Source organism: Amycolatopsis ponsaeliensis, from assembly GCF_030182635.1.
GTDB classification, from domain to species: domain Bacteria; phylum Actinomycetota; class Actinomycetes; order Mycobacteriales; family Pseudonocardiaceae; genus Amycolatopsis; species Amycolatopsis ponsaeliensis.
Genome location: NZ_JAPZLD010000066.1, coordinates 1 through 12,738, shown reverse-complemented (window position 1 = coordinate 12,738; position 12,738 = coordinate 1). Strand labels below are relative to the sequence as shown.

The 12,738-nt window shown below is 72.2% G+C and carries 15 protein-coding genes; 8 read left to right on the top strand and 7 right to left on the bottom strand.

Annotation, left to right across the window (positions count from 1 at the left end):
* Position 1: 1 nt before the first annotated feature.
* A complete protein-coding gene (locus QQ657_RS51200) occupies positions 2–829 on the bottom strand; it encodes an MBL fold metallo-hydrolase (RefSeq protein ID WP_284749736.1) in 828 nt (275 codons plus the stop codon).
* A 9-nt stretch (positions 830–838) separates the two neighbouring features.
* Here QQ657_RS51200 and QQ657_RS51195 point away from each other — a divergent pair, with 9 nt between their 5' ends.
* The gene (locus QQ657_RS51195) at positions 839–1,561 is read left to right on the top strand and encodes an aspartate/glutamate racemase family protein (RefSeq protein ID WP_284749735.1); all 723 of its coding nucleotides are present in this window, start codon (positions 839–841) and stop codon (positions 1,559–1,561) included.
* On the opposite strand, the gene QQ657_RS51190 is transcribed toward QQ657_RS51195, so the two are convergent.
* Positions 1,551–2,402 (bottom strand): arylamine N-acetyltransferase family protein, encoded by an 852-nt coding sequence (locus QQ657_RS51190; protein ID WP_284749734.1) that lies wholly within the window; start codon positions 2,400–2,402, stop codon positions 1,551–1,553. The genes QQ657_RS51195 and QQ657_RS51190 overlap by 11 nt on opposite strands.
* Positions 2,403–2,494: 92 nt before the next feature.
* Here QQ657_RS51190 and QQ657_RS51185 point away from each other — a divergent pair, with 92 nt between their 5' ends.
* Genes QQ657_RS51185 through rdgB form a run of 5 tightly spaced genes read left to right on the top strand, consistent with a single transcriptional unit; the run spans position 2,495 to position 6,150 of the window.
* The gene (locus QQ657_RS51185; protein ID WP_284749733.1) at positions 2,495–3,145 is read left to right on the top strand and encodes a rhomboid family intramembrane serine protease; all 651 of its coding nucleotides are present in this window, start codon (positions 2,495–2,497) and stop codon (positions 3,143–3,145) included.
* Entirely contained in the window at positions 3,142–3,948 is an 807-nt protein-coding gene (murI, locus tag QQ657_RS51180) for a glutamate racemase (RefSeq protein ID WP_284749732.1), read from the top strand. The genes QQ657_RS51185 and murI overlap by 4 nt, the downstream gene beginning before the upstream one ends.
* Positions 3,949–3,977: 29 nt before the next feature.
* Positions 3,978–4,745: an MBL fold metallo-hydrolase gene (locus tag QQ657_RS51175; protein ID WP_284749731.1), complete on the top strand. Its 768-nt coding sequence runs from the start codon at positions 3,978–3,980 to the stop codon at positions 4,743–4,745.
* Between the two features lie 23 nt (positions 4,746–4,768).
* The gene (gene rph / locus QQ657_RS51170; RefSeq protein WP_155541338.1) at positions 4,769–5,545 is read left to right on the top strand and encodes a ribonuclease PH; all 777 of its coding nucleotides are present in this window, start codon (positions 4,769–4,771) and stop codon (positions 5,543–5,545) included.
* Entirely contained in the window at positions 5,542–6,150 is a 609-nt protein-coding gene (gene rdgB / locus QQ657_RS51165; RefSeq protein ID WP_284749730.1) for an RdgB/HAM1 family non-canonical purine NTP pyrophosphatase, read from the top strand. The genes rph and rdgB overlap by 4 nt, the downstream gene beginning before the upstream one ends.
* On the opposite strand, the gene QQ657_RS51160 is transcribed toward rdgB, so the two are convergent.
* Genes QQ657_RS51160 through QQ657_RS51140 form a run of 5 tightly spaced genes read right to left on the bottom strand, consistent with a single transcriptional unit; the run spans position 6,147 to position 10,115 of the window.
* Complete coding sequence (locus QQ657_RS51160; protein WP_284749729.1) at positions 6,147–6,611, bottom strand: VOC family protein; 465 nt, start codon at positions 6,609–6,611, stop codon at positions 6,147–6,149. The two genes, rdgB and QQ657_RS51160, sit on opposite strands and share 4 nt — an antisense overlap.
* A gap of 33 nt (positions 6,612–6,644) precedes the next feature.
* Positions 6,645–7,196, bottom strand: coding sequence for a hypothetical protein (locus QQ657_RS51155; protein ID WP_284749728.1), 552 nt, complete (start codon positions 7,194–7,196; stop codon positions 6,645–6,647).
* A 53-nt stretch (positions 7,197–7,249) separates the two neighbouring features.
* Positions 7,250–8,413 (bottom strand): ABC transporter permease, encoded by a 1,164-nt coding sequence (locus QQ657_RS51150; RefSeq protein ID WP_284749727.1) that lies wholly within the window; start codon positions 8,411–8,413, stop codon positions 7,250–7,252.
* Positions 8,410–9,081 carry an ABC transporter ATP-binding protein gene (locus QQ657_RS51145; protein WP_284749726.1) on the bottom strand — a complete coding sequence of 224 codons (672 nt, stop codon included), beginning with the start codon at positions 9,079–9,081 and terminating at the stop codon, positions 8,410–8,412. Before QQ657_RS51145 ends, QQ657_RS51150 begins: the two co-directional genes overlap by 4 nt.
* A complete protein-coding gene (locus tag QQ657_RS51140) occupies positions 9,078–10,115 on the bottom strand; it encodes an efflux RND transporter periplasmic adaptor subunit (RefSeq protein ID WP_284749725.1) in 1,038 nt (345 codons plus the stop codon). Before QQ657_RS51140 ends, QQ657_RS51145 begins: the two co-directional genes overlap by 4 nt.
* A gap of 78 nt (positions 10,116–10,193) precedes the next feature.
* Between QQ657_RS51140 and QQ657_RS51135 the strand changes: the two genes are divergently transcribed.
* Together QQ657_RS51135 and QQ657_RS51130 are read left to right on the top strand one after the other, a co-directional pair.
* Positions 10,194–10,889 carry a response regulator transcription factor gene (locus QQ657_RS51135; protein ID WP_284749724.1) on the top strand — a complete coding sequence of 232 codons (696 nt, stop codon included), beginning with the start codon at positions 10,194–10,196 and terminating at the stop codon, positions 10,887–10,889.
* Positions 10,879–12,639, top strand: a complete 1,761-nt coding sequence (locus QQ657_RS51130; RefSeq protein WP_284749723.1) for a sensor histidine kinase — start codon at positions 10,879–10,881, stop codon at positions 12,637–12,639. The genes QQ657_RS51135 and QQ657_RS51130 overlap by 11 nt, the downstream gene beginning before the upstream one ends.
* Positions 12,640–12,738: the final 99 nt, after the last annotated feature.

Genomic DNA, 12,738 nt, shown 5'->3' with positions numbered 1-12,738 from the left:
GTCACTCGGCCTTCCAGAGCTCGGGCAGGGCGAGGTCGATCCCGTCGGCCTCGGCCAGCCGCTGGAAGGTGGCCATGGTCGTCTCCAGGTCGTCGAACACCTTCGGCAGCAGCTTGAGCGGCTTCGACAGCGGCCGCCAGAAGGCGTCCCAGTGGATCGGGCGGACCTTGCGCGGGGTGAGCGCGCCGACGGTCTCCCGCCAGTACCGCTCCCGCCATTCCTCGGTCTGCTTCCCGGCCGCCCCGGCGCCGAGGTAGACGACGTCCGCGTCGTAGCCGGCCAGCGCACCGGGCACGAAGTTCGCCGACGCGTGGACGAGGACGCTGCCCGCCGCGTGCGCGATGTGGAACGAGTAGCAACGCCCGGTCTTGAAGGCCTTCGCCTTGGCCGGCAGCCGGACCGGCTCGGTGATCTCGCCCGGTACCCGGTCGCCGTCGCTGTGCTCGGCATCGACTGCCGTCACGGTGAAGGCGCCGAACTCGACCGGCTTGCCCGGGACCAGCTCTTCGAACGGCTGCGCGGCCAGGCCGTAGCCCTCTTGGACCTTCCGGGTCGACGGTGAGCCGGCCAGCGTGGCGCCGGTCAGCTCGGCGACGACCGGCGCGTCGAGGGCGTGGTCGACGTGGGAGTGCGCCACCAGGACGGCGTCGAGCTTCGTGACGCCGAGGCGGTGCAAGGCCTCGTCGATCCGGCCGCGGTCCGGCGCCACGCGCGTCGCCATCTTCAGCAGGGACGGCCGCGAGAAGAAGCCGTCGACCAGCACGCTCGAGGTGCCGTCGGTGACCAGGACGTTCGAGACCCCCGCGAAGGCCGTGCGCAGTTCGGGCATGCTGTCAGCATGAAGGTCATCGGGCTGCTCGGCGGGATGAGCTGGGAATCGTCCATCGAGTACTACCGCCTGGTAAACGAACGGGTGAAAGCCGTCCTGGGTGGCTTCCACTCGGCGCACACGGTGCTCTACTCCGTCGACTTCGCCGCCATCGAGGCCATGCAGGCCGAGGACCGCTGGGACGACGCCGGCGCGGAGCTGAACCGCGCGGCTCGCGCGCTCGAAGCCGCCGGTGCCGACTTCGTCGTGCTGTGCACCAACACCATGCACAAGGTCGCCGACCAGCTGGCGGACGGCCTCGGCATCCCGCTGCTGCACCTCGGCGACGCCACCGCCGCGGCCATCAAGGCCGCCGGGATCCGCCGGGTCGGGTTGCTCGGGACCGGGTTCACCATGGGGCAGCCGTTCTACCGCGACCGGCTCGCCGCGCACGGGTTGGACGTCCTCGTGCCGAGCGCCGAAGACCGCGACCTCGTCCACCGCGTCATCTACGACGAACTGGTGCTCGGGGTCGTCGAGGACACCTCGCGGCAGGCCTACCGCGAGGTGATCGCGCGGCTGGTCGAGGCGGGCGCCGAGGGCGTGATCTACGGGTGCACCGAGATCGAGCTGCTCGTCGGCCCGGAGGACGCGCCGGTGCCGACGTTCCCCACGACCAGCCTGCACGCCGACGCCGCCGTCGGCTACGCGCTCGGCAAGACGCCGCTGCCGACGGCCCCGGTCACACGCTGACCACCGGCCCACCGCTCACGTGCGCTTCGTGCTGCGCCACGACCTGCCGCCACAGCCGCTCGCGCTCCTCGGCCGTGAACAGGTCCGGCGTGATGCCGAAGACGTCCGCCGCGGCCGTCCACCAGGCGTGCGGGGACTCGACGACCTCCTTGGCGCCGTGGCGGTTCAGGGTCCGCGCCCGCAGGGTGTCGACCCCGGTCGCGTCCCGGCGTTGCAGCACGCACACCCGGACGAACCCGGACTCCGGCGCCGTCGACAGCCACGCGTGCTTCTCCGCGAAGTCGGTCATCTCCGCTTCGCCCGGCGCGAAGTCGAAGCCTGCGAAGCTGCCCGAGGGGTCGTGGTCGAACCGCCAGCCGCCCGGCGCCACCTCCGACGGCCGCAGCCGGTAGGTGTGCGGGCCCTGGGTGTACGACCCTTCCCGTAGGGGTAGCGGCTCGTGGACGCCGTCGCCGAGCCCGGCGTCCACCAGCCACGTCGTGTCCGGCTCGTCCGGCACGCCGGTGACGGTCAGCGCCAGGTGGTTGCGGTCGACGTTCGGCGCGTCGCCCGTGCTGCCCTGCACCCCGCCGAGGTGGCGCGTGACCTCGTAGCCGAGCTCGCGCAGCAGGGCCGAGAAGGCGCCGTTCAGGTGGTAGCAGTACCCACCGCGACCACGCAGGATCCGCGCGATCGACGCCGACGGCTCCAGCGGCGTCGGCCGCCCGAGCTGGATCTCCAGCGGCTCGTACGGCACACGCTCGACGTGCGCCGCGTGCAGCCGCCGCAGCGCGGCCACGCTCGGCGGCTCCGCGTCGAGGCCGAGCCGCTCCAGGTATCCGTCAACGTCGAAGTTCCCCATGCCGCAGACGCTAGCGGGAGGGTCCGACAAAAGCCCGGGATCAGGGATTTCACCCGAGGCGGGCCCGCCCGGAGCGACGTAGCGTCGATCACGTGAGCACTTTGCCCGTGAACCCGGCCCCGGAAACCGACGCCGCCAAGCGCGTGCTGCCGCCGAAACCGAAGGCGGCCGCGCTCGTCGCGCTCTCGTTCACCCTGCTGCTCTACCTGGTCGAGCTGGTGGACGTGATCCTGCCCGGCGACCTGGACCAGGGCGGGATCCATTCGCGGGTGCTGTCCGGCCTCGACGGCGTGCTGTTCGCGCCGCTGCTGCACGCCGGCTGGTCGCACCTGTTCGCGAACACCGTGCCGGTGCTCCTGTTCTCCTTCCTCGCCATGGCCGCCGGGATCGGCCGGTTCGCCCTGGTCACGGCCATCATCTGGGTGGTGTCCGGGCTCGGGGTGTGGCTGATCGGGCCGGCGAACGCGGTCACCGTCGGCGCGTCCGGGCTGGCCTTCGGCTGGCTCGCCTACCTGCTGGTGCGCGGCATCTTCAACCGCGCGGCCGGGCAGATCCTGGTCGCCGTCGTCCTGCTCGGCGTGTGGAGCGGCATGCTCGCCGGCCTGCTGCCCGGCAACCCGGGTGTTTCCTGGCAGGGACACGTCTTCGGCGCGCTGGCCGGCGTCCTCGCGGCGTGGCTGACCGGCCGCACGGGCAAGTCGCGCAAAGCCGAGCCCGCGGCGCCGGGTAACCTCGAAGGGTGACGTCCTCGCCCGCTGATGCCCCGATCGGCGTGTTCGATTCCGGCGTCGGCGGGCTGACCGTCGCGAGGGCGCTCCTCGAGCAGCTGCCCGCCGAGCAGCTCCGCTACGTCGGCGACACCGCGCGCAACCCGTACGGCCCGCTCCCGATCGCCACCGCGCGCAGCTACGCGCTCGAGGCCCTCGACGAGATCGTCGAAAGCGGCGTGAAAGCCCTGGTCATCGCCTGCAACACGGCGTCCGCGGCCTGCCTGCGCGACGCCCGCGAGCGCTACGACGTGCCGGTCATCGAGGTCGTCCTGCCCGCCGCGCGCCGCGCCGTCGTGGCCACGCACACCGGCCGCGTCGGCGTGATCGGCACCGAGGGCACCGTGCGGTCGCGCGCCTACGAGGACGCGTTCGCCGCCGCGCCGGGCATCACGCTCACCAGCGTCGCCTGCCCGCGGTTCGTCGACTTCGTCGAGCGCGGCATCACCTCCGGCCGCCAGGTCCTCGGGCTCGCGCAGGGCTACCTCCAGCCGCTGCTCGACGCCGAGGTCGACACGCTCGTGCTCGGCTGCACGCACTACCCGCTCCTGCAGGGCGTGCTGCAGATCGTGATGGGCCAGGAGGTCACCCTGGTGTCGAGCGCGGACGAGACCGCCAAGGACGTCGTCCGCGTGCTCACCGAGCGGGACCTGCTGACGACCCGGGAGACCCCGCCGCGCCACGAGTTCCTCGCCACCGGTTCGGCCGAGCCGTTCACCCGGCTCGCCCAGCGGTTCATGGGGTTCGCCCCGGGTGTCCTCGCTCCCACCACCGCGTGATCAGGCTGGCGGGCGCTTAGGGTGTCGAAGTGCGACTGACCATCCTCGGGTGCTCCGGCAGCATCCCCGGGCCCAACACCGCCGCGTCCGGTTACCTGGTCGAGGCGGAGGGTTTCCTGCTCGGCCTCGAACTCGGCAACGGAACGCTGGCGCAGCTGCAGGCCGTGGCCGACCCGTTCGACCTGGACGCCCTGGTGCTCTCGCACCTGCACCCCGACCACTGCGCCGACGTCAGCGCGCTCACCGTCCTGCGGCGCTACCACCCGGCGCCGCCGTACCCGGCCCGCCCGCGGTTGCTGCCGCTGTACGCGCCGCACGACGCTCCTCTGCGGCTCGCGAACGCTTATGCGCCCAACGAGGCCGAACGGGCCACCACCGACCTCACCGACGTCTACGCCTTCCACCCGCTGCGGCCGGAACCGTTCCGGATCGGGCCGTTCGAGGTCGTCGCCGTCGTGGTCGACCACCCGACCCCGGCGTACGGCCTGCGCATCTCCTACGGCGGCCGGATCCTCGCGTTCACCGGCGACACCGGGCCATGCACGGCGCTGAACGAGCTCGCCGACGGCGTCGACCTGCTGCTGGCCGAGGCGTCCTGGACGGACTCGGCCGAGCGGCCGACCGGGGTGCACCTGTCGGGCAAGCAGGCCGGCGAGCTGGCGCGCGAGGCCGGGGTCGGACGGCTGCTGCTGACGCACATCGCGCCGTGGACGGACGCGGGCGCGGTTCTGGCCGAGGCGTCGGCGGAGTTCCCGGGGGCCGAGGTCGTCAAGCAGGGTGCCGTCTACGACGTCTGAGCGGTCGGTCCTAGAGTGCTCCCGTGGCTCGAAAAGATGGCAGGAACGACGACCAGCTCCGGGACATCAAGATCACCCGGGGGTTCCAGCAGTGGCCGGCGGGGTCGGTGTTGATCGAATTCGGCAACACCCGGGTGCTGTGCGCCGCGAGCGTCACCGAAGGAGTGCCGCGCTGGCGGGCCGGATCCGGGCTCGGGTGGGTGACGGCCGAGTACGCGATGCTGCCGTCCGCGACCAACACCCGCGGCGACCGCGAGTCGGTGAAGGGCCGGATCGGCGGGCGCACGCACGAGATCTCGCGGCTGATCGGCCGTTCGCTGCGCGCCTGCATCGACCTGGCGGCGCTGGGCGAGAACACGATCGTCATCGACTGCGACGTCATCCAGGCCGACGGCGGCACCCGCACGGCCGCGGTGACCGGTGGTTACGTGGCCCTGGCCGACGCGATCACGTGGCTGGGCGCGGCGAACCGGCTCAACGACCCGCAGCCGCTGTCGTCTTCGGTGGCGGCGGTGAGCGTCGGCGTGGTCGACGGCCGCGTCCGGCTCGACCTGCCGTACGAGGAGGACTCGCGCGCCGAGGTCGACATGAACGTGGTGGCGACGGACGCGGGCACGCTGATCGAGGTCCAGGGCACCGGCGAGGGCGCGACCTTCGCCCGGTCCACTTTGGACAAGATGCTGGACCTGGCCCAGGCGGGCTGCGAAGAGCTGACGCGGCTGCAGAACGAGGCGCTGGCGCTGCCTTACCCGGGTGAGCTGCCGGAGCCGCGTCCGGACAAGAAGAAGGGCTCGAAGTGACGAAGCTGCTTCTGGCTACTCGCAACGCGAAGAAGCTGGGCGAGCTGCGGCGGATCCTTCTCGCGGAGGGAATCTCCGGTATCGAGGTGCTCGGGCTCGCGGACGTGCCCGACTTTCCGGAAGCCCCGGAGACCGCGCCCGACTTCGAGGGCAACGCGGTGGCGAAGGCCCGTGACGCGGTGGCGGCTTGCGGGTTGCCGGCCATCGCCGACGACTCCGGCATCGCGATCGACGCGCTCAACGGCATGCCGGGCGTGCTGTCGGCCCGCTGGTCAGGCGGTCACGGAGACGACGACGCGAACCTGAACCTGGTGCTGGGCCAGCTCGGCGACGTCCCGGACGAGCGCCGCGGCGCCCAGTTCGTCTGCGCGGCGGCGCTGGTCCTGACGTCCGGCGAGGAAACGGTGGTCCGCGGCGAGTGGCGCGGAACGATGGTCCGGGAACGGCGGGGCACGAACGGCTTCGGCTACGACCCGATCTTCCGCCCGGACGGCGAGTCGCGGACGTCGGCGGAGATGGAACCGTCCGAAAAGGACGCCGTCTCGCACCGGGGCCGGGCGTTGCGTGCGCTTCTCCCGGCACTGCGGGAACTGGCAGAGAGCTAGACCCCGAAGACGTCCGGGGTCACCGCGTGCGGCGGCCCGGCGTCGACCTGCGTCGCGACGTCGCGGGTCCACAGCTCGACGACGTGGCCGTCCGGGTCCGTGACGTACGCCGAGCGCTGGCCCGGTTCCGCCGGGTCGTCGCCGAAGTACACCTCGTCCACCGGGACACCCTGGGCGTGCGCCCGGGCCACCGCCGCGGTGTAGTCCTCCTCGGACACCGTCATCGCGAAGTGGACGTGCGCTCCCGGGCGCGCTCCCGCGATGCCCACGAACGGCTTCCACAGGCCGATCCGTGTCCGATCGCCGGACTGGACCCACACCGCTTCGCGGCCCTTCCACGCCGGGCCTTCCCAGCGCAACACCACCGGCAGCCCCAGCACTTCGGTGTAGAAGCGTTCGGACGCTTCGAGGTCACGGGCTTCCAGCACCAGCTCGGTGACGCCCTTCGTCAAGTCGGTCATGAGGCCATGCTGAGACCTCCAGTAACATGGAGGTCAAGAGTGCTGCTTGTCACTCGGGCCGAGGATCGCCACTTCGCAGTCGTGCTCGATCTTGTCCGCGTTCGGGGGCTGGGAGTCGCTCGAGTACGTCCACGGCGACTCGTCGTTGTCCGGCGTCTCCACCACGTGCATGCCCTTGTCGTTCATGCACTGCACCCACTTGTGCATGTTGTCCTGGTACGCCGGGTTCTCGCGGTCCATGCCCCACGGCAGCAGGGGCAGCTTCGACCGGCACGCGTCGCCCGCGTCCTTGTGGTCCGCGCTCCACTTCTCCGCGCCGGCAATGGTGTTCGGCTGCGTGTCGACGTCCGCGCCGTGGTCCTTCATGCACGTGCGCCACGGCTCGATCAGGCGGTTGGACTCCTCCGCCGTCTCGTCGACGCGGTGGCGGGGGCGGCCGCCGTCCGCGTCCGTGGAAGGCGCGGCGGAAGCAGAAGACGACGCGGGCGTCGAGAGCGAAGCCACCTGCGGCGGTGCCGGGGGCGGGGACGAACACGCGGCCAAGCCCAGGAGCAGAGCGGGAACAGCCAGGAGACGAAGAGCCATACCGGAAGCATGACCGGCGCTTTTCAGGAACTCGTCAGCACGCCGTGAGCGACTCATGCCAGCGCCTGCGTCGGCGGCATCCGCGCGGCGCGCAGCGACGGGTGCAGCCCCGCCAGCACCCCCACCACCAGTGCCCCGAACACCCCGCCCGCCACCGCGGGAAGGGGGATCACCGGCGGCCACCCCTGGTAGGTCGTGTAGCCGAGGGTGACCAGGACGCCCAGCACCGTCCCCGCGCACCCGCCGAGCCCCGACAGCGCCACGGCTTCGGTGAGGAACTGGTCGCGGATGTGCCCGCGCGTCGCACCCAGCGCGCGCCGCAGGCCGATCTCGCGACGGCGTTCCAGCACCGACACGAACATCGTGTTGGCGACGCCCACCCCGCCGACCAGCAGTGCCACGCCCGCCAAACCCAGGAACAGCGCGGAGAACGCCGTCTGCGTCGCCTGCTTCGCCGCCAGCGCGTCCGACGGCCGCGACACCTGCACCAAACCTGGTAACGAGGGGTTCAGCGTCGCCGGCAGCACCGCGCGGACGTCGGCGATCGCGTCCTCGCGCGCCTTCACGTACACGACCGTCGGGTGCCCGTCGAAGCCCAGGAACCGTTTCGCCGAGCCCCATCCGACGAGCACCGCGCGTTCCACGTCCGGAGCGAGGGGCATCGGCGCGAGCACTCCGGTGACCGTGTACCAGGTCGTCCCGATCAGCACGACCGGCGGCGGCTGTCCCGGCACCACGCGCGGGATGCCGAGCCGGGACGCGGCAACGTAGCCCAGCGCTACGACGGGCAGATCCGAAGCGTCGAACCGTCCCGATTGGACAGTGCCGTTCAGAGCCGGCAGAAGATCGGGTGACGCGGCGAGCACCGAAAGTCCCGAGCCGTCCTGGGGGTCGACGCGGTCGGACCGCCGGACGACGGCGTGCGTGTTCGCGACGGCCGCCGCCGTGGTCACCGGCCCGATCCGCCGCACGCTCCCCACCGCCGACTCCGGCAGCACCACCGGCGGCGTCTGGTTCGGCTGCGGTTCGGCGCGCAGCATGTTCGTCCCGAGCGCGGTCAGCCGGTCGAGCAGTGCCGCCTGGCTCGACGCCGGGATGCCGGTGACCAGGATCAGCGTCGCGATGCCGAGCGAGATCCCCAGCGCGGACAGCGCCGCCCGCAGCGGCCGCGTCCGGATGCCCAGCAGGCCCACGCCGAGCACGTCGGCGGGCGTCACGCCGTGTCTCCCACGATCCGGCCGTCCCGGAACTCGACGCGCCGGGGCAGCCCGGCCGCGATGTCCCGGTCGTGCGTGATGACGGCGATCGTCGTGCCCTCGGCGTGCAGCCCGGTCAGCAGCTCCAGCACGGCCTGCCCGTTCGCGGTGTCCAGCGCGCCGGTCGGCTCGTCGGCCAGCACCAGCGCCGGGTCGTTGACGACGGCGCGCGCGATCGCGACGCGCTGGCGTTCCCCGCCGGACAGCTCGTGCGGCCGATGGGAGACGCGGTGACCGAGCCCGACCCGGCCCAGCGCGTCGAGTGCCAGCGGACGACGTCGGCGGCGCGGCACCCCGGCGTACAGCAGCCCGGTGGCCACGTTGTCCACCGCGGACAGTCCGTCGGTGAGGTGGAACTGCTGGAACACGAACCCCAGCCGGCGCCCGCGCAACGCGGACAGCTGCCGGTCGGACAACGACGTGACGTCGTCGCCGCCGACCTCCACCGTGCCCGACGTCGCGCGGTCGAGCGTCCCGGCGATGTGCAGCAACGTCGATTTCCCCGAGCCCGACGGCCCGACGATCGCCAGCAGTTCGCCGTCGGACACAGTCAGCGTGACGTCGTCGAGCGCGACGACGTCACCGGGATAGCGCTTGCTCACCCCGCGCAGCGCCAGCACCGGCGTCACGACGTCGTCACCACTTTCAGGCCTTCGGTGATCCCCGCGCCGCTGATCTCGACGAGGTCGCGTGCGAACATCCCGGTCTTGACGGCTTTCAGCGTCCCGTCCGGCAATTGCACGGCGTACCCGCCTTCGCGCAGCGCCAGCAGCGCGCCGACCGGTACCGCGAGGACCCCGGCGTGCGTCCCGGTGGCGATCCGCACCTCGACCGACGCCGAGTCGAGGTCGGCGACGGACTTCGGGTCGTCGGGCGTGACCGTGACATTTACCTTGGGCGGCCCCTGTGCCCCGCCTTCCGGCGTTCCCGTCACGTCCGTGCTCACCGACGTCACCTTGGCCGGGACTTCCTGGCCGTCCGGCCGGGCCACGGTCACCGGCGCGCCGGTCTTGATCGCCGCGACGTCCGAAGCGGACACCGGCGCGACGACCACCTTGGTCGTGGCGCTGACCGTCAGCAGCGGCTCGGCGACCGGGTCGCCGGGCTGCGCGGTCACCGAGTTGACCCGCACCGGGCCGGGCAGGACGAGCACCTGGCCGACGTCGAGCGTGCCCGTCTCCTCGAGCCCGGCTTTCTTTTGCCACTTTTTCAGGACTTCGGCGAACGTGAACGTCTTGGGGTGTCCCACTTTGTAGCCCAGCGCGGCCAGGTTCGCGGCGACGACGGCGACGTCCGGACCGGTGAGATCCGGGTTGTCGAGCTTGCGGAACAGCGGGGTGTCGCCGAAGAACACCGGGACGCCCCGGCCGTCCACTGAGTACAGTGCCTTGCCGCGCTGGGCGACGTCGCCGACGGCGGGCAGCTTCGTCACGGTCCCGGATCCGGTGCCCTTCACCGGCGCCGGTGTGCCGAACCCCAGGGTGCCGGTGAACGACTGCGTGTTCGCCAGGTCGGTCTTCCGGACGGCGACGGTGGCCACGGCGGGCGGCGCCGCGGCCGGGGCGGCGGTCCCGCGCCCGTGGTCGACGACGAAGTACGTCGTGGCGCCCAGCACGGCGATCACGGCGACAGCCGCCCACAGGCCACCCGATCGGGTTTTCATGGCGTCACGCTCGCAGCGGAATGTCAGGGACCGGTCAGGAAACCGTGGTCTTCCGGTAGCCGCGCTTATGCTCGGCTCATGTGCGCCCACATCGTGCTGGCCGAAGACGACGCCAAACAGGCGGAGCTCGTCCGGCGCTACCTCGAGCGGGAGCGCCACACCGTGGTCGTCGTCGGAGACGGCGCCGTCGCGCTGGACCTCGTCCGCCGGCACCCGCCCGACCTGCTCGTACTCGACGTCATGCTGCCCGGGGTGGACGGCCTGGAGATCTGCCGGACGCTGCGTGCGGAGTCGGACCTGCCGGTGCTCATGCTCACCGCGCGGTCCACAGAGGACGATCTGCTCGCCGGGCTCGACCTCGGCGCCGACGACTACGTCACCAAGCCGTTCAGCCCGCGCGAGCTGATGGCCCGGATCCGGACGCTGCTGCGGCGGGCCGCGCCGGCCCGGCCCGGGAACGGCGTCGCGCGCGTCGGCTCGCTGAGCGTCGACCCGATGCGCCACGAGGTGACTGTCGACGGCCGGCCGATCGACTGCACACCGGGGGAGTTCCGGCTGCTGGAGCTGATGGCGGCCCAGCCCGACCGCGTCTTCACACGGGGCCAGCTGCTGGAACACCTGCACGGCTTCGACCGGTTCATCACCCAGCGCGCGATCGACGTCCACGTGATGAACCTGCGCAAGAAGATCGAGGCGCAGCCGCGGCGCCCGGCGCGGCTGCTCACCGTCTACGGCGTCGGCTACAAGCTGACCGCGGGCGCCGATGCGCCGTAGCCTCCTCCTGCGGTTGTTCGTGTTGTCGGCGCTGGTCGCGGTGGCGTCGATCGCCGCGACCGCGTGGCTCGCCGCGCGCACGACGTCCGGCGCGATTCAGCAGGAGCAGGGCCAGGCCCTGGCCGACGACGGGAACATCTACCGCGGGCTGCTGAAGTACGCCGCCACGCACCCGAACTGGCACGACGTCGGCGACCAGCTGCGTGGCACCGCCGCGACTACCGGCCGCCGCATCGCCTTGACGCTGACCGACGGCACGCCGATCGCGGATTCGGCCACCGACGGCCGGCCGTTGCCGCTGCGGCCCTCGATCGTCGTCGACCCGCTGTCGGTCGACTCCGGGCTCGGCCAGGACACCACCGCCGACCGGATCGACCCGGACGCGGTCGGCCCGTACGCGCTGCCCGAGGCCGACCGCGCGAACCTCGCCGCCGTCGCCCAGCGCGTGCTGCGGTGCGTGCAGGGCCGCTCGGGCCTCGGCTCGATCGAGACGTCGCCGGGCGGGCACCCGCGGATCGAGGGCGCCGACCCGTTCGTGCTCTCCTCCTGCAACGGCACCGCGCTCAGCCGGCCGGCGAAGACCGAGCAGACGGCGCTGGACCAGCTGTCCACACTGGTCAACGCCTGCCTCAACCGCGGACCGGAGTCGAAGCCGCTGGCCCAGGTGCAGGTCCTGCTCGACTTCACCTGGGTGCACAAGGGCGTCGCGGCCGAGGAATCCGAGCAGGCCGTGCGGTCGTGCCTGAACGCGGCGCGCCGAGAGCAGCTGACGCCGTTCGTCGCGCCCGCCGCGTCGCTCTACCTCACCGCGCCGTCGGGCGAGCCGCCCGCGGGCTTCACGCTGTCGCCGGAGAACCAGGTCCGGCTCTTCCAGGTCGCCGGCGGGATCCTGCTGCTGACGCTGCTGGTCACGGCGTTCGCCGGGCTCCGGCTGATCCGCCCGCTGCGGGCGCTCACCGGCGCGGCGCAGCGGATGGAGGCCGGCGAGAGCGGCGCGCAGGTCAAGGTGCGCGGCCGCGACGAGATCGCCCGGCTCGGCACTGCGTTCAACGCCATGTCCGCCAGCCGCGAGCGGCTCGAGGAGACCCGGAAGGCGATGGTCAGCGACATCGCGCACGAGCTACGCACGCCACTGAGCAACATCCGCGGCTGGCTGGAAGCGACCCAGGACGGCATCAGCCGGCTCGACGACGAACTGGTCGACTCCCTGCTCGAAGAGGCCGTCCACCTGCAACACATCGTCGACGACCTGCAGGACCTCGCGCTCGCCGACGCCGGCGCGCTGCGGCTGCACCCGGAACCGGTCGACGCGGCGGCGCTGCTGGCCCAGGTCGTGGCGGCTTTCCGGCCCGCGGACCTGTTGCTCACGGTGTCGGCCGGGCCACTCTCGTTGACCGCTGATCCGGTGCGGCTGCGGCAGGCCGTGGGCAACCTGGTGTCGAACGCCGTCCGGCACACCCCGGCCGGCGGGTCGGTGGAGGTCCGCGGGCGCCGGGACGGCGACGACGTCGTCATCGAGGTCGCCGACACCGGCGCCGGGATCGCGCCCGAGGACCTGCCGCACGTGTTCGACCGGTTCTGGCGGGCCGACAAGGCGCGCACCCGGGGGACCGGCGGCAGCGGCCTCGGGCTGGCGATCGTGCGGAAGCTCGCGGAAGCCCACGGCGGGACCGCGACGGCGGTTTCCGTACCCGGTCAGGGTTCGACGTTCACGCTGCGGCTGCCGAGCGGTGCCAGTGGTCGTGAGTGAGAAACAGGGTTAGAACACTGTTTGTAACTAGTCAGGTCCCCGGTCGTGTGGTGGTTGTCGTGGTGCGATGATCATCGTGTGACCGGGGATGGGCGTCCG